At 65.7% G+C, this 14384-nt stretch carries 15 protein-coding genes and 2 pseudogenes; 7 read left to right on the top strand and 10 right to left on the bottom strand.

Features of this window, described 5'->3' with window-relative positions:
• Position 1 precedes the first annotated feature (1 nt).
• Positions 2–2053 (bottom strand): translation initiation factor IF-2, encoded by a 2052-nt coding sequence (gene infB / locus NUW87_RS00350; protein WP_369127937.1) that lies wholly within the window; start codon positions 2051–2053, stop codon positions 2–4.
• Here infB and NUW87_RS11820 point away from each other — a divergent pair.
• Positions 2054–2362 (top strand): annotated as a pseudogene (locus NUW87_RS11820) (hypothetical protein); the annotation flags it as partial.
• A 384-nt stretch (positions 2363–2746) separates the two neighbouring features.
• Here NUW87_RS11820 and NUW87_RS11815 read toward each other — a convergent pair.
• The 4 genes and pseudogenes from NUW87_RS11815 to rimP form a co-directional block, all read right to left on the bottom strand.
• A pseudogene (locus NUW87_RS11815) lies at positions 2747–2839 on the bottom strand (translation initiation factor IF-2 N-terminal domain-containing protein); the annotation flags it as partial.
• Positions 2840–2944: 105 nt separating this feature from the next.
• Complete coding sequence (locus NUW87_RS00345) at positions 2945–3277, bottom strand: YlxR family protein (protein ID WP_239217134.1); 333 nt, start codon at positions 3275–3277, stop codon at positions 2945–2947.
• Between the two features lie 142 nt (positions 3278–3419).
• Positions 3420–4439, bottom strand: coding sequence for a transcription termination factor NusA (gene nusA, locus NUW87_RS00340; protein ID WP_269026786.1), 1020 nt, complete (start codon positions 4437–4439; stop codon positions 3420–3422).
• Positions 4436–4987 (bottom strand): ribosome maturation factor RimP, encoded by a 552-nt coding sequence (rimP, locus tag NUW87_RS00335; protein WP_239217136.1) that lies wholly within the window; start codon positions 4985–4987, stop codon positions 4436–4438. The genes nusA and rimP overlap by 4 nt, the downstream gene beginning before the upstream one ends.
• 31 nt (positions 4988–5018) lie before the next feature.
• Between rimP and NUW87_RS00330 the strand changes: the two genes are divergently transcribed.
• A complete protein-coding gene (locus NUW87_RS00330) occupies positions 5019–5834 on the top strand; it encodes a hypothetical protein (RefSeq protein WP_269026785.1) in 816 nt (271 codons plus the stop codon).
• 22 nt (positions 5835–5856) lie between these two features.
• Here NUW87_RS00330 and NUW87_RS00325 read toward each other — a convergent pair whose 3' ends face one another.
• Entirely contained in the window at positions 5857–7644 is a 1788-nt protein-coding gene (locus NUW87_RS00325; protein ID WP_269026784.1) for a proline--tRNA ligase, read from the bottom strand.
• A 31-nt stretch (positions 7645–7675) separates the two neighbouring features.
• Between NUW87_RS00325 and NUW87_RS00320 the strand changes: the two genes are divergently transcribed.
• The 5 genes from NUW87_RS00320 to NUW87_RS00300 all read left to right on the top strand — a co-directional run bounded on the left by NUW87_RS00320 (position 7676) and on the right by NUW87_RS00300 (position 12153).
• The gene (locus NUW87_RS00320; protein ID WP_269026783.1) at positions 7676–8362 is read left to right on the top strand and encodes a YaaA family protein; all 687 of its coding nucleotides are present in this window, start codon (positions 7676–7678) and stop codon (positions 8360–8362) included.
• A gap of 10 nt (positions 8363–8372) precedes the next feature.
• Positions 8373–9098: a DUF1648 domain-containing protein gene (locus NUW87_RS00315; protein ID WP_269026782.1), complete on the top strand. Its 726-nt coding sequence runs from the start codon at positions 8373–8375 to the stop codon at positions 9096–9098.
• Between the two features lie 96 nt (positions 9099–9194).
• Entirely contained in the window at positions 9195–10316 is a 1122-nt protein-coding gene (locus NUW87_RS00310) for an ATP-binding protein (protein ID WP_269026781.1), read from the top strand.
• A gap of 27 nt (positions 10317–10343) precedes the next feature.
• On the top strand, positions 10344–11375 hold the full coding sequence (locus NUW87_RS00305) for a thermonuclease family protein (RefSeq protein ID WP_269026780.1): 1032 nt from the start codon (positions 10344–10346) through the stop codon (positions 11373–11375).
• A 40-nt stretch (positions 11376–11415) separates the two neighbouring features.
• Positions 11416–12153, top strand: coding sequence for an NAD-dependent deacylase (locus NUW87_RS00300; protein ID WP_269026779.1), 738 nt, complete (start codon positions 11416–11418; stop codon positions 12151–12153).
• Here NUW87_RS00300 and NUW87_RS00295 read toward each other — a convergent pair.
• The 4 genes from NUW87_RS00295 to cobA are packed head-to-tail and all read right to left on the bottom strand — an operon-like array spanning position 12150 to position 14379.
• Entirely contained in the window at positions 12150–12404 is a 255-nt protein-coding gene (locus tag NUW87_RS00295; protein ID WP_239217143.1) for a Txe/YoeB family addiction module toxin, read from the bottom strand. The two genes, NUW87_RS00300 and NUW87_RS00295, sit on opposite strands and share 4 nt — an antisense overlap.
• Positions 12404–12655, bottom strand: a complete 252-nt coding sequence (locus tag NUW87_RS00290; protein WP_239217144.1) for a type II toxin-antitoxin system Phd/YefM family antitoxin — start codon at positions 12653–12655, stop codon at positions 12404–12406. The genes NUW87_RS00295 and NUW87_RS00290 overlap by 1 nt, the downstream gene beginning before the upstream one ends.
• Positions 12656–12695: 40 nt before the next feature.
• Positions 12696–13655: a class I SAM-dependent methyltransferase gene (locus NUW87_RS00285; RefSeq protein WP_239217145.1), complete on the bottom strand. Its 960-nt coding sequence runs from the start codon at positions 13653–13655 to the stop codon at positions 12696–12698.
• The gene (gene cobA / locus NUW87_RS00280; protein WP_239217146.1) at positions 13639–14379 is read right to left on the bottom strand and encodes a uroporphyrinogen-III C-methyltransferase; all 741 of its coding nucleotides are present in this window, start codon (positions 14377–14379) and stop codon (positions 13639–13641) included. Before cobA ends, NUW87_RS00285 begins: the two co-directional genes overlap by 17 nt.
• Positions 14380–14384: the final 5 nt, after the last annotated feature.

Raw genomic sequence — 14384 nt, 5'->3', positions numbered from 1 at the left:
GCTAGTCGCGCGGCACCTCGACCATCTCGTAGGTCTGGATGATGTCGCCCGTCTGAATATCCGGGTAGGACAGCACCATGCCGCACTCGTAGCCCTTGGCAACCTCGTTGGCGTCGTCCTTCTCACGGCGCAGCGACTCGATGGTCGCGTCCGGGGTGATGACGTTGCCGTCGCGGATCAGGCGCAGCTTCGCGCCGCGCTTGACCTTGCCTTCGGTGACCATGCAGCCGGCAATGAGGCCGACGGCGGAGGCCTTGAAGATCTGGCGGATCTCCGCCTCGCCCAGATCGCGCTCCTCGTAGATCGGCTTGAGCATGCCCTTGAGCGCGCTCTCGACGTCCTCGATGGCCTGGTAGATCACCGAGTAGTAACGGATCTCCACGCCCTCGGCGTTGGCCTCCTCGGTGGCCTTGCCGTCGGCGCGGACGTTGAAGCCGATGATGATCGCGTCCGACGCCGCCGCGAGGGTGACGTTGGTCTGGGTCACAGCACCGACACCGCGGTCGATGATGTTGACCTGCACCTCGTCGTCGACCTCGATCTTGAGCAGCGCCTCCTCGAGGGCTTCCACCGAACCGGCATTGTCGCCCTTGAGGATGAGGTTGAGCTGGCTGCGCTCCTTGAGCGCCTGATCCAGGTTCTCCAGGGACACGCGCTTCTTACGACGCGCCTGCATCGCAGCGCGCTGACGAGCATCACGCTGCGCAGCAATCTGGCGGGCCACGCGATCGTCGTCGACCACGAGCAGGTTGTCGCCCGGGCCGGGGACACCGTTGAGGCCCTGGACCTGGACCGGACGGGACGGGCCCGCCTCCTCCACGTCGTTGCCCCACTCGTCGACCATGCGGCGCACGCGGCCGAAGTTGCCGCCGACGACGATGGAGTCGCCGACACGCAGGGTGCCGCGCTGCACGATCACGGTGGAAACCGGGCCGCGGCCGCGGTCCAGGTGGGACTCGATGGCCACGCCCTGGGCGTCCATGTCCGGGTTCGCCGTCAGCTCGAGCGCCGCGTCCGCGGTGAGCAGCACAGCCTCGAGCAAGTCGTCGATGCCGGTGCCCTGCTTCGCCGAGATGTCGATGAACATCGTGTCGCCGCCGTACTCTTCCGGCACCAGGCCGTACTCGGTGAGCTGGCCGCGGATCTTGTCCGGCTGAGCCTCCGGCTTATCCACCTTGTTCACCGCAACCACGATCGGCAGCTCCGCCGCCTTGGCGTGGTTGATCGCCTCGACGGTCTGCGGCATCACGCCGTCGTCCGCCGCCACAACCAGGATGGCCAAGTCGGTGGACTTGGCGCCGCGGGCACGCATGGCGGTAAACGCCTCGTGGCCCGGGGTATCCAGGAACGTGATCTTGCGCGGCCGGTCCTCGAGGGTGACCTCGGTCTGGTACGCGCCGATGCCCTGCGTAATGCCGCCGGCCTCGCCGCGACCCACGTTTGCCTTGCGGATCGAATCCAGAAGGCGGGTCTTACCGTGGTCGACGTGGCCCATGACGGAAACCACTGGCGGGCGGTGCTCAAGTGCCTCTTCGCCGCCTTCGTCCTCGCCGAACTGCAGGTCGAAGGACTCGAGCAGCTCGCGGTCCTCGTCCTCAGGCGAGACGATCTGCACCTCGTAGTTGATCTCGGCGCCGAGCAGCTGCAGCGTGTCCTCGGACACGGACTGCGTTGCCGTCACCATTTCACCGAGGTTGAACAGCGCCTGAACCAGCGACGACGCCTCGGTGTTGATCTTCTCCGCCAGGTCAGACAGGGTCGCGCCTTGGCGCAGGCGGACGGTCTTGCCGCCGCCGTCGGGGAGACGAACGCCACCGATGACGTTCGGCTTGTGCATCTCCTCGTATTCAGCCCTCTTCTGACCTTTGGACTTACGGCGCTTGCCGGGCGCACCACCCGGACGTCCGAATGCACCGGCGGTACCGCCACGACGGCCACCGCGACCGCGGAATCCGCCGCCCGGACCACCGAAACGGGGACCACCCGGCCCACCGCCACGACCACGGCCGCCGCCACGACCGCGACCGCCCGGGGCGGCCGCCTTCGACGGCATCTGTGTCGGGGACGGACCTGCAGGCATATCCGCCGGGGACGGACGCTTGCCGCCGCCCTGGCGAGCGCCACCGGGGCGCGGGCCACCCTGGCCCGAGCCGGAACGGCCGCCGCCCGGACGTCCTCCACCCGGACGCGGCGGACGCTGTCCGCCACCGGTGTTGGACGAGAACGGGTTGTTGGCCACACGCGGGCGGCCCGGCTTCGGCACCGGACGCGGCATAGCGCCCGGGGTCGGAGCGCCACCCTTTGCGCCCGGCTTCGGCGCGCCCGGCTTCGGTGCGCCCGGCTTTGCGGCTGCAGGCTTCGGGGCACCCGGCTTGGGCGCACCCGGTTTTGCGGCTGCGGGCTTCGGGGCACCCGGCTTGGGCGCGCCCGGCTTCGCTGCTGCGGGCTTCGGTGCACCCGGCTTCGGCGCGGACTGGCCACCCGCAGGCTTCGGTGCGCCTGGCTTGGGGTCACCCGGGGCCGGCTTGTCGCCCGCCGGCTTCGGCTGCGCGCCAGGCTTCGGGGTGGCGGGCTTCAGCGCCGCTGCCTTCGCACGGTTCTGGCCCGGCTTCTTCAGCGGCGGCTTCTTCGGCCCAGCCTCGCTCTTCTTCTCTTCGGCAGCGTCGTTGCCACCGGCCTGCTTGGCGTAGTGCGCCTTCATTTTCTTCACGACGGGCGGCTCGATGGTCGACGACGCCGTCTTCACAAACTCACCCTGCTCCTTGAGCGTGGCAAGCAGTTCCTTACTTGTTACGCCGAGCTGTTTGGCCAACTCATGAACGCGTAGCTTTCCGGACACGTATCTCCTCTTCGTTGTTGCTAGGAGCAGTGCCCTTCCGGCTACCTGCCCCTAGACGTGGTCAGTGACATTCATCGCTGATGCTGCTTCATCGTTGCGTACTCATCAGTGTTCAGTCTTTCCTTTTTCGTCTGGGTCGTTTACCTCATCGCATTTGCTTTGCGACGACGCAAGGTACGTACGTACATGACCTAGGTCCACCGCAGTGGACAGACGGAGCGCCCGCCCGAAGGCACGGCGTTGTTCCGCCAGCTCGACTGCATCCAACGAGGGCGTGATCCACGCTCCCCGGCCAGGAAGTTTCCTGGCCGGGTCCGCGAGCACACGCCCCGGCACGTCAGGGTCGGCGACAACCCGCAGCAGCTGGGTATCCGGCTGCGCGGTGCGGGTGGCGATGCAGGTTCGGGTGCGGATCGGCTGCTTGCGCGCAACACCCATCCGCGTCCCTTCCTTTCACGCCATGATCGTCGCCGCACCTGATCGTGCGGACACAAAAGCCGTATAACACTGTACGCCAAAACCCGCTGGATCTATATTTCCAGCGGGTTTCCTGGTTACAGCGGTGTAATTTCTCTGTGAACTACTCGGCCGCGTCTGCGTCGGAGCGGATGTCGATCTTCCAACCCGTCAGACGCGCCGCGAGGCGGGCGTTCTGCCCTTCCTTGCCGATGGCCAGCGACAGCTGGTAATCCGGCACGGTCACCCGGGCCGCCTGCGCCTCAAGGTCCAGCACCTCGACGGAAACCACCTTCGACGGGGCCAGGGAGTTGCCGACGTACTTGGCGGGGTCCTCGTCCCAGTCGATGATGTCGATCTTCTCACCGCCGAGCTCGGACATGATGTTGGTGACGCGGGCGCCGCGCGGGCCAATGCAGGCACCCTTGGCGTTGACTCCCTTGACGGTGGCGCGCACCGCCACCTTGGAGCGGTGGCCCGCCTCGCGGGCGATGCCGACGATCTCCACGGAGCCGTCCGCAACCTCCGGCACCTCGAGCGCGAACAGGCCGCGCACCAACTCCGGGTGCGTGCGCGACAGGTTCACCTGCACACGCTTGTCGCCCTTGTTCACGCCCACGACGTAGGCCTTGATGCGGTCGCCGTGCTTAAGATTCTCGCCCGGGATCTTCTCCGCCGGCAGCAGGATGCCGTCCTGCGGATCTGCCTCGGTGCCTAGCTGGACAATGTTCAGACCGCGGGCCTCCGCCTGCGCGTCGCGCTGGACGATGCCGGAAACCACTTGCCCCTCAAACTCGGAGTACTCGTCGTAGACGCGGCCTGCCTCCGCCTGACGCAGACGCCCCTTGATGGCGTCGCGCACGGCCACGGAGCCGATGCGGGAGAAGTTCACCGGAGTGTCGTCGTACTCGGAAACGACCTCCCCCTCGGCGTCCAGCTCACTGACGATGACGGACACATCACCGGTCTCGGTGTCGATGTCGACGCGCGCTTTGGAGCTGTCATCCCCCTTGACGCCTGCATCCCCCTCCTTGAACTCGCGGTAGGAAAACAGCAGCGCATTCGCGATAGTCGCCAGCAAATCTTCCATGGCGATGCCCTGCTGTTCCTCGATCGCCTTCAGCGCGTTCAAGTCGATATTCACTTGTGTTCCTTTCCTTCCGCCGCAGCGGCCTCAAGCTCTTCAAACGCCCGATCCGCCAGCTCTGACTCGGTCGCCGGCGGGGCATTGAACTCAATTTCTACCACTGCTCCCGACAATTCAGAAACCGGCGAAATACGAACCTCCTCCCCCTTTTTCGTCGCGCGCACCAGTGCCACCAGAGTCTCGTTCGTGTCGAGCGGCCCCACGCGCCACTGCTCCCCGCCCACCTTGACCTTGCGGCCGCGGTTGCGGCGGAAGTGCCGCGCCTCGGTCAGCGGCAGGTCCACGCCCGGGGTGGTCAACTCCAGGGTGTAGCCGGCGCCGAAGCTGACTTCGCCGCGTTCCTCGGCGTCGTCGAAAAGCGTAGATAGCTCCTTCGACACCTCCTCGAGATCGTCGAGCGTCGGATGCTCGTCCGAGTCCAGGGCGATGACCACCTGCGACTTCTTGCCCGCCTTGACCGTGCGGATCTTTTCAATGTCCATGCCGTAGGTGCGCGCAACCGGTTCAACCATGCGCTCGATTGCCTCGTTCGTGGGAAAAGCCATGCCGACCAACCTAGCGTGTAACGTGCAGCGCGTGAAGAAACTCCTCCTGCTACCTGCCGCCGCGCTTTTGCTCACCAGCTGCACCGTGATGGACGTTGTGGGTCCACGCGCGAACGGCGAGATCATGGCGCTGGCGAAGCAGGCCTCCGCCGACTGGTCCGGTGGGGACCCCGCGCGGGAGCAGTGGCGCGAGATGCGCAAGAAGCAGAGCGAGGAGCTGAAAGGGGAAGCGCGCAGACTGTGCGGCGTGGACGCTTCCGGCAACACCCCCGCCTCCTGCGACGTGAGCTACGGCGACACCGACCTGCCCGCCACGGGTAACGCGGACGCGCTGCTCGAGCACACCGTCGCCGCCGCCGAAAAGGTGCCGGCGGAGTCCGTGGACCTCATCGTCGCCCAGGCTATCGACGCGCTCACGCTTTCCCCCGTCGACCTCGATCCTGTCAACGAAACTGTCTCGGATGCCGCGGACACGGAAGCGGCCCGCGACCTGCTCGCCCGCGAAAACGCCATGTACTACGGCCTCGGTGTCGCACTCGCCTACGCCGATTCCGATCTGCGCGAGCGCGTCGGCGAGCTGCGCGAGGCCTCCCACGAGCGCACCGCGGCGCTCGCCCGCGTGCTGGGCCCTGTCGAAGGCGCGGCCGACGAGGCGCTCGTCCCGGCCGCCGGCTACGACTTCGCTGAGGGCTACGCCGAACCGGCGAACGCGGAAGAGGCCGCCCAGTTGGTGAAGACCATGCAGGGCGACCTGGTCAAGCAATGGCGCTACGCCACCGCGCACGCGGAGTCAGCTACTTGGCGCGAGGATGCCATCAGGCTGGCCGCGCACGCCCAGCGCACGTAGGGCGCGAATAAACCGCCGCGGACTATCCCAGACGTTCCGCCACGAGTTCCTGGACCTTGGCCACGATCTGGTCGGCCGGGACCTCGAGCGTCTCGCCGCCGCGGATGCGTAGCTCCACGATGCCGTCGGCGAACGCGCGGCCGAGGATGACAATGAACGGCATGCCCAAAAGCTCGGCGTCCTTGAACTTCACGCCCGGGGAGACCTTCGGGCGGTCGTCGAAAAGCACCTCGAGGCCCGCCTCGGACAGCTCGGCGGCGATACGGTCGCCCGCCTCAAGTGCTGCGGCATCCTTGTTCGCCACTGCCACGTGTACCTGGTACGGGGCGATCTCCACGGGCCAGACCAAGCCCTTGTCGTCGTGGCGCTGCTCGGCGATCACCGCGAGCATGCGGGAGATGCCGATGCCGTAGGAGCCCATGGTGGGCACGGCGCGCTTGCCGTTTTCGTCCAGGATCTGCACGTCCATGGCCTCGGTGTACTTGCGGCCGAGCTGGAAGATGTGGCCCAGCTCGATGCCGCGGGCGAGCTCCACGGTGCCGTTGCCGGAAGGCGACGGATCGCCCTCCTTGATCTCGGCGGCCTCGATGTAACCGTCGATGGTGAAGTCGCGGCCCGCAACCAGGCCCACCACGTGCTTGCCCGGTGCGTCCGCGCCGGTGATCCAGCTGGTGCCGTCGACCACGCGCGGGTCCGCCAGCACGCGCACGCCGTTGGACTGCAGCGCGCGCGGGCCGACATAGCCCTTCACCAAGAAGTCGTGCTTGGCAAAGTCCTCGTCGCTGGCCAGCTCAAACGTGGCCGGCTCAAGCGAGGCCTCCAAGCGCTTCTCGTCCAGCTCGCGGTCGCCCGGGATGAGCACGCCGACGAGCTGTTCGCCGACCGGCTCGCCGTCCTCATCCAGCGCGCGCGGGTCGTTGACCTTCACCATCATGCATTTGAGAGTGTCGGCAGCTTCGGCGGCGTGGCCGTCGATTAGCACCCCCTGCCCCTTCGCCCACTCCACAAGCGCCGCAATGGTTTCGGAGGACGGGGTGTCGTGCTCGACCGCCTCCGGCAGGCCGTCGTACGCGCGGGGCTCCGGAGCCACAGTGGTCACGGCCTCCACGTTGGCCGCGTAATCGCCCGCGGTGGAGACGACGAAGGTGTCCTCGCCGTTGTCGGAGTACGCCAAAAACTCCTCGGACGCGGAGCCACCCATTGCGCCGGAGGTGGCCTTGCAGATCTCGTAGCGCAGCCCCACGCGGTCGAAGATGCGCTGGTAGGCGGCGCGGTGGTTGGCGTAGGACTGGTCCAGGCCCTCATCGGACATGTCGAAGGAGTAGCTGTCCTTCATCACAAACTCGCGCCCGCGCAGGATGCCGGCACGGGGACGCGCCTCGTCGCGGTACTTCGTCTGAATCTGGTACAGCGTGACCGGGAAATCCTTGTAGGAGGAGTACAGGTCCTTCACCGCGGTGGTGAACATCTCCTCGTGAGTGGGCCCGAGCAGCATGTCCGCGCCCTTGCGGTCCTTCAGGCGGAACAGGTCGTCGCCGTATTCGGCCCAGCGGTTGGTGGCCTCGTACGGCTCGCGCGGCAGCAGCGCCGGGAAGAGCAGCTCCTGGCCGCCCATAGCGTCCATCTCCTCGCGGACCACGCCCTCGATCTTGCGCAGCGCACGCAGGCCCAGCGGCAGCCAGGAGTACACGCCGGGGGCGGCGCGGCGCACATAGCCTGCGCGCACCAGCAGCTTGTGGCTGGGCACTTCGGCATCGGCGGGATCTTCGCGCAGCGTGCGCAGGAACAGCGTGGACAGGCGTGTAATCATGGTTTGGAAGTTTACCGCTAGGGTTTTGCGCATGCTGATCGTCCTCCCGCCTTCTGAAACCAAAGCGCCCGGCGGCACCGACTCTGAGATGCAGCTGTCGTTTCCGCCGCTCGATCCGGTGCGCACTTTGCTTCTCGACGCCCTCTCGGCCACCGACGTCAACACCCTGATGCACGAGCTGAAAATCCCCGCCGGCAAACGCGCGGAAGCCGAGGAGAACCTCACGTTGCGCTCCGCGCCGGTGATGCCGGCGATCCAGCGCTACACCGGGGTGCTCTACGACGCACTTGACGCTGCTTCGCTCTCTTCGGACGCACTGTCGCGTCTGGCCGTGGGCTCGGCGCTGTTTGGGTTGGTGCGCGCGGGCGACCTGATCCCGCGCTACCGCGTCTCCGGCGGCTCAAAGCTCGGCGGGAAGACGATGAAGGCGTGGTGGGGCACGTCGATAAGCGATGTGCTTGGCGAACAGGGGTTCGTGGTGGACATGCGCTCCGGCGCCTACCAGCAGCTCGGGCCGGTGCCGGGAGCGCTGACAGTGCGGGTGGAGCAGGCCGACACGGGCAAAGTGGTGAGCCACTTCAACAAGCAGTACAAGGGCGAGCTGGCCCGCGCGCTGGCGCCTCACGACGCCACGTGCGCCGACGACATCGTCGACATCGCTTCCGCCGCCGGGTTCGACGTTGCGGTCGACGGCACGCTGCTCACAATGCGTGTGTAGGTTGAGCTCCATGCCATCCCACCACCGTCGCTACGCTGCTGCCGCGCTGATCTACGCCGCCGGGTTCGCCTACATCCTGCTGCGCTGGGACGCGATCCCCGACCCGGTCACGGTGCACATCGGCCCCACCGGCGAGGCGGACGGCTTCGCACCGAAGACGCTGCTCAGCACAACCCTGCTGATGATCGTCGGTGTCGTGCTATCAGCGGTGATGCCGCTGTTTCTGCCGCCGAGATCGCTTGCCCGGCACACCGTCGAGGTCCCGGCCGACGGCGCGCTGCCGTTTTCGGAGACGGCGGCCCGGCGCGTCGAGAAGCTTTGCGACGCCTCCGCAGACGTCGTCTCCAAAATAGTCCTCGCGATGGCCGCACTGTTCGCGGTGATGAACATCTCCATGGTGGTGCCGGACGTGAAACTGCCGTTCTGGCTGGAGATCGCGCTGTGGGTCGGCTTCATCATCTATGTGGTGGTGATCGGCATGCGCGTGACCTCCGGAAAGGGCGGGATCGAACCGGACGCGGAGGAGCAGGCCCGCAATGAGCAGCTGCGCTACCAGGGCGGCATGGGCACCTATTCGGCGCCAAACGATCCGATGGTCGCCGCGGTGCTGCCGTCGAACCCGGGCAAGATCGCAGTGAACACAGCGCACGCGCCGGGCAAGCGCTACTTGCGGCGGGTGGTGCTCGGCATAGCTTTGACCCTCGTGGTGTGCGTGGCGCTGCCTTTTATGGTCTAGCTCGGTCGTACCGTCGCGGAGGCGGAATTTATCGGTTTATCGGTTTATCGGCCCAGTGGAATTTATCGGTTTATCGGTTGCGCTATGCTGACCAGCATGAACAATCCTTTTCGCCCGACGTTCGGCGCAAGTCCACTAGTCTGGGCGGGCCGCGCGACCGTGCTGACCGATTTCGAGAGAGCCATTTCGGGTTCCGCCGGTAACCCAGACCGGTCGATACTCATCTCGGGGTCAAGGGGTATCGGCAAGACAGTGCTTCTTACCGAGCTCGAAGATATCGCAGCACGCCACGGCTGGATCGTGCTCCGCGCATCCGCGCGGGAACAGATCGCGGAATCGCTCATTAACTCTGCTATCCCCGAAGCGATCAACCGGCTGTCCCCACCACAACGGCGCCAGATCACCGGCGTTTCCGTTGCCGGCATCGGGTCGGTGCGCACAGAGGTGGAGTCGCGTGATCCCGTGCCGAGGCTGACCACTCAGCTCCGGGAGCTCATTTCCCTTCTCCGCGGTACTGGAGTGCTCATCACCATCGATGAGGTGCAGGACGCCTCACCGGAAGACCTCACACAGGTCGCCGTGGCGTACCAAGATCTGGTTCGTGACGATCTCCCCGTCGCCGTCGCGATGGCCGGTCTGACCCACGGGATAAATACTCTGCTCGATCTGCCCGGCGCGACGTTTCTCCGCCGCGCCCGCCACTACGAACTCGGCCCGCTCACGCTGGAGGACGCAAGCGTTGCGCTCGCAGAGACAGCCCGCGACGGCGGCAGGGCTTTCAACGACGCACAGAGGGCAGCGGAGTTCAGCAAGGGCTACCCCTACCTCGTGCAGCTGCTCGGCTTTTTGTCATGGGAGGCCGCGGACGAGCTCGGGCTAGACAGCATCGATGCCCACGCGGTGTCCGCCGCGATCCCGCGCACGCTTGAACGCCTCGGCGTGCAAGTCCTCCAGCCAGCGCTCAGAGATCTCCCACCCCGGCAGATGGAGTACCTGCGTGCGATGGCCAAGATCGAGGACGAGACCGGCTCAACCGAGATCGCCACTTCGGCGCTAGCGGAGGCCCTCGGCCGACCAGCCACCTCACTCTCCGACATTCGTGCGCGCCTGATCGAACGCGACCTGATCACCCCCGCCGGCTGGGGCCTCATCGAGTTCGCTCAGCCGTACTTGGGCCAGTACCTGCTCGACCGCGGACGGCCTCAGCGAATTAGCTAGGAGATCAGCGAGTCGTATATTGAGTGAGTGAAGAAGCTAACAATCATCCTCGGTGTAGCTGCTCTCGCCTGGGGCGGCGTCCACCTCATCCCTGACGGGGAAAACCACGCAACAGTGGAGCGCATCATCGACGGCGACACCTTGGACGCATCGATCAAGCGAAAAACAGTTCGGATCCGCCTGCTCAATATCGACACCCCGGAAATCGGCCAAGAGGGGAACCCGAGCGAATGTTTTGCAGAAGACGCTAAACAGCGCTTGGGGGAACTCGTCCCACCCGGGACAAAAGTTCATCTCGAGTACGACCAAGAACGAACGGACAAATACGGCCGAACTCTCGCCGGAGTCTTCTTGGAAGAACAGTTCGTCAATGAACAACTGGCTAGCGAGGGGTTGGCTAGGGCGATCTTGGTCGAACCAAACTCCCGCTTCTACCAACAGATTCGCGATGCTGAAACCAGCTCTCGCGCTACCGGGGTGGGAATTTTTGGTGCAACTCCAGGTTGTTTCACCGCAGACCAAGAGCTCCAGGACGCCATTGACAGCATCATCCAAGAGGATCGGGCCCTCGCAGAAACCGACCTGAATGACCCAGCATCGATATCTGTCACGCGGAAGCGACTCAAAACCATCAAGCGTCAGCTGGACCGCCTAATGAACACGGTCGGTCAGAACGAGCTCTACTACGAGGAAGATCTAGCTCGATTCCTTGATGAGATCGGGCAGCACGCTGAAAATGCCTCAAAGCAGCTTGAGGACACGGCGGCCCGTGCTCGCGCCCTTGAGGCTGAGCGCAAGGCACGAGAACTCGAGGAGCGTCGGCGCCTCGCAGAAGAGAAGCGGAAGAATGAGGAGTTGAAAACCCAACAAAACCAAATTCCATCGCCGCCTGCCCCAGATGCAACCAATCCCAATCAGCATTCTGCGCCGTCTGCCCCTGTGGTGGACAACTACACCGGTTGTCGCGCTTACGGTGGCAACTACGTCCTCGGCAATGTGGACAAAAACGGTCGCCGCTACGCCAAGATCGACTGCTCCACCAAAATCCAGATCGGCTAACACCGCCCCTGACACCCGCCCCACCGGTACCGTCGCACTCATGACAGCCTCTACCACCATCGACACCGCCCGCGCCCTCCTCGCCGACGCCTCCCACATCGAGGTCTTCACCGGCGCCGGTATGAGCGCCGACAGCGGCATCGCCACTTACCGCGACGCGCAGACCGGCCTGTGGGAAAACGTGGATCCGCAGGACATGGCGTCCATCGACGCGTGGCACGACGACCCGGACACCATGTTCGCCTGGTACCTCTGGCGCGCCCACCTCGCGCAGCAGGCGGAGCCGAACGCGGGCCACGTCGCCGTCGCCAAGTCGCCGAAAACGACGGTGACCACCCAAAACATCGACAATCTCCACGAGCGCGCGGGTAGCAAGGAGGTCATCCACCTGCACGGTTCGCTGTTCGACTTTCGCTGTACGCTTTGCGACGAGAACTTCGCCCAGCCCATCGACCTCCCCAAAGAACCCGTGGCAGCAATTACTCCCCCATCCTGCCCCGAATGCGGAGGCCCGGTGCGCCCCGGCGTGGTCTGGTTCGGCGAGGCGCTGCCGGAAGCCGAGTGGAAGGAAGCGGAGCGCCGCATGCGCACCGCCGACGCGCTGGTGATCGTGGGCACCTCCGGGGTGGTCTACCCCGCCGCCGGTCTACCGCTGATGGCCCACGCCCGGGAGATCCCCATCATCGAGGTCACCCCGATGCGCACGGACTTATCGCACCTGGCCGACGTGATCATCGAGGACACCGCCGCTAACGCACTGCCCGCCCTTCTGGGCTAGTAGTGATAGCGAACCTGCAGGATCACCAGATCACCATCTGCAAGCATGTAAACCAACCTATGTTCTTGGGTAATACGCCTTGACCAGGCACCATCCGCTCCATATTTCAACGGTTCAGGCTTACCAATCCCTTCGAAAGGATCTCGCAGCGTATCGCGGAGAAGCTGATTCACGCGCTTCAGCAACTTCCTATCGTTGGTTTGCCAATAGAGGTAGTCGCTCCACGCATCAGCAGTCCAAACGAGGCGCATTACTCATCCAGATCGAGATCATGCTCAACGAACTTGCCGTTGAGGGCATCCTCATAGGACCGAGTCAACCTGCGCCTGTTCTCCCGCGATTTAAACAGGTAAGCAGTCTCTACCCATGCCTCATAGTCTTCTGCGGCCATAAGCACGGCATTGCCATTGCGCGATACAATTTCAACCGCGTCGCGGTCGTTGTTCACACGCTCGATGAGCGGATATAAGGTCCGGCGAGCTTCCGATGCACTGATTGACATTTGCCCCTCCTTGATGTGGTACCACAAAACGGTACCACAATTACAGGCTGGCCCGGAGCACCGTGAAGGTCCTATCGCGCGCGACCTGCTCCACGGACGCGAAGCGGCGCTCCACCTCGCCGCGGTAGCGCAGGTGCGAGTTGTGCACCAGGTACAGCGCCCCGCCGGGGGCGAGCAAACGCACGGAAGCGTCGAGGAGGTGCTGCACTAACGTGGCGTCGACGGTGGTGCCGTCGTGGAACGGCGGGTTCAGAGCGATTGTGTCGAAGGACGCGTCCGGCAAACGGGAGCCAGCATCGTCCCACGTCGCCTCCAGCCCGATGGCGCGAGCGGACAGCACCGCATCGGCGTCCGCGTCCGTGGCCACGCCGCCCAAGCCACGGGTGACGGAGCCATTGCCGCAGCCCAGATCGAGCAGGCGGCCGGGCTCGGAAGGCAGGCAGGAGCGAAGCAGCTCCCCGCCCCGATCCGGCTTTGCGCCGGAGAAGACTCCGCCGACGGCGACGAGGCCGTCGTAAAGCTTTGGCGCATACGACACCTCGCGGGGGCCGGAGGCGACCAGGCAGCGGAACTTGCCGCGGCCGCGCGAGGCAGAAATGTCCTCGAAGGACTCCCCCAACGTCGCGTTCATGCTGCGTGCCAGGTGTTTGTTGTTCGCACCGAGTACGAAGCGCACGTCGTCGTAGCCAGCGCCCGCGATGGAGCGCGCCAGGTAATCCAACCGTGCCAGGGACTTCGGCATCTCCCCGACCGCGACGGCAGACCCGGACGCGCCAGCGAGGTACTCGTCCAGGCGCACGTCCCCGGCTACCTCGGCCCCGAGCGCCAGTGCCTGCTGGCTGCGCGTGTAGTCCGAGTCGCAGAACAGCACGGGCGCGCCCGTCGCGACCGCCGCGCGGGTCAGGTCCAGCGTCGGGTCGTGGCAGATGAGCACGGTCCTCTGACCCCTATCAGCCGCGCCGAACGCCACGTCCCAGATCAAGCTATCCAGCGTGCGCAAGGCCAGCGACCTCCCCCACCACGTACACGGCCGGCGCGGCGACGCCTTCGGCCTCCATCACGTCGGCAAGGGTCGCCGCGGTGGCGAAGTACACGCGCTGCGCGTCCGTCTCGCCCTCCTGGATCACGGCGGCGGGAGTGTCCCCGGACAACCCGGCCTCCACCAGCGCCGCCGTGATCGCGCGCACGTTGCGCACGCCCATGACCACCACGATCGTCCCACCGACACGGGCCAGCGCACCCCAGTCCACCAGCGACTTCTCGTGCCCGGGCGGCAGGTGCCCGGAGACCACCGTGAACGCGTGCGTGACCCCGCGCTGGGTCACCGGCACCGAAGCTGCGGCCGGCACGGACACCGCCGAGGTCACCCCCGGCACCACCGAGCACTCCAGCCCGGCGGCCGCGCACGCCTGCAGTTCCTCGAAGCCGCGGCCGAACACGTACGGGTCGCCGCCTTTGAGCCGCACGACGTGCTTTCCGGCGCGCCCGAACTCCACGAGCATCTCGTTGATCCGCTCCTGCGCGACCTGCCTCGCGTACGGCAGCTTCGCAACGTCCACGATCTCCTTGCCGGTCAGGTCCAAAAAACTCTCCAACTCGGCGGAGGGGCCGAGGTGGTCGGCGAGGATGACGTCGGCAGCCTCGAGTGCGCGCAGTCCGCGGATAGTCAGCAGATCCCACGCGCCTGGGCCGCCGCCTACGAGTGTGATGTGGCCGGTAGTCATAGCCA

Origin of the sequence: Corynebacterium pilbarense, assembly GCF_026930265.1 — a bacterium.
GTDB classification, from domain to species: Bacteria; Actinomycetota; Actinomycetes; order Mycobacteriales; family Mycobacteriaceae; genus Corynebacterium; species Corynebacterium pilbarense.
Note: the sequence above shows the minus strand (reverse complement) of the source record. Positions and strands in the feature narration are given on the sequence as shown.

Excerpts from the sequence above, each read along its gene's own strand:
- infB (WP_369127937.1), bottom strand. The coding sequence starts at position 2,053 with ATGCCGTCGAAGGCGGCCGCCCCGGGCGGTCGCGGTCGTGGCGGCGGC.
- NUW87_RS00345 (WP_239217134.1), bottom strand. The coding sequence starts at position 3,277 with ATGGGTGTTGCGCGCAAGCAGCCGATCCGCACCCGAACCTGCATCGCC.
- rimP (WP_239217136.1), bottom strand. The coding sequence starts at position 4,987 with ATGGCTTTTCCCACGAACGAGGCAATCGAGCGCATGGTTGAACCGGTT.
- NUW87_RS00325 (WP_269026784.1), bottom strand. The coding sequence starts at position 7,644 with ATGATTACACGCCTGTCCACGCTGTTCCTGCGCACGCTGCGCGAAGAT.
- NUW87_RS00320 (WP_269026783.1), top strand. The coding sequence starts at position 7,676 with ATGCTGATCGTCCTCCCGCCTTCTGAAACCAAAGCGCCCGGCGGCACC.
- NUW87_RS00315 (WP_269026782.1), top strand. The coding sequence starts at position 8,373 with ATGCCATCCCACCACCGTCGCTACGCTGCTGCCGCGCTGATCTACGCC.
- NUW87_RS00310 (WP_269026781.1), top strand. The coding sequence starts at position 9,195 with ATGAACAATCCTTTTCGCCCGACGTTCGGCGCAAGTCCACTAGTCTGG.
- NUW87_RS00300 (WP_269026779.1), top strand. The coding sequence starts at position 11,416 with ATGACAGCCTCTACCACCATCGACACCGCCCGCGCCCTCCTCGCCGAC.
- NUW87_RS00295 (WP_239217143.1), bottom strand. The coding sequence starts at position 12,404 with ATGCGCCTCGTTTGGACTGCTGATGCGTGGAGCGACTACCTCTATTGG.
- NUW87_RS00290 (WP_239217144.1), bottom strand. The coding sequence starts at position 12,655 with ATGTCAATCAGTGCATCGGAAGCTCGCCGGACCTTATATCCGCTCATC.
- cobA (WP_239217146.1), bottom strand. The coding sequence starts at position 14,379 with ATGACTACCGGCCACATCACACTCGTAGGCGGCGGCCCAGGCGCGTGG.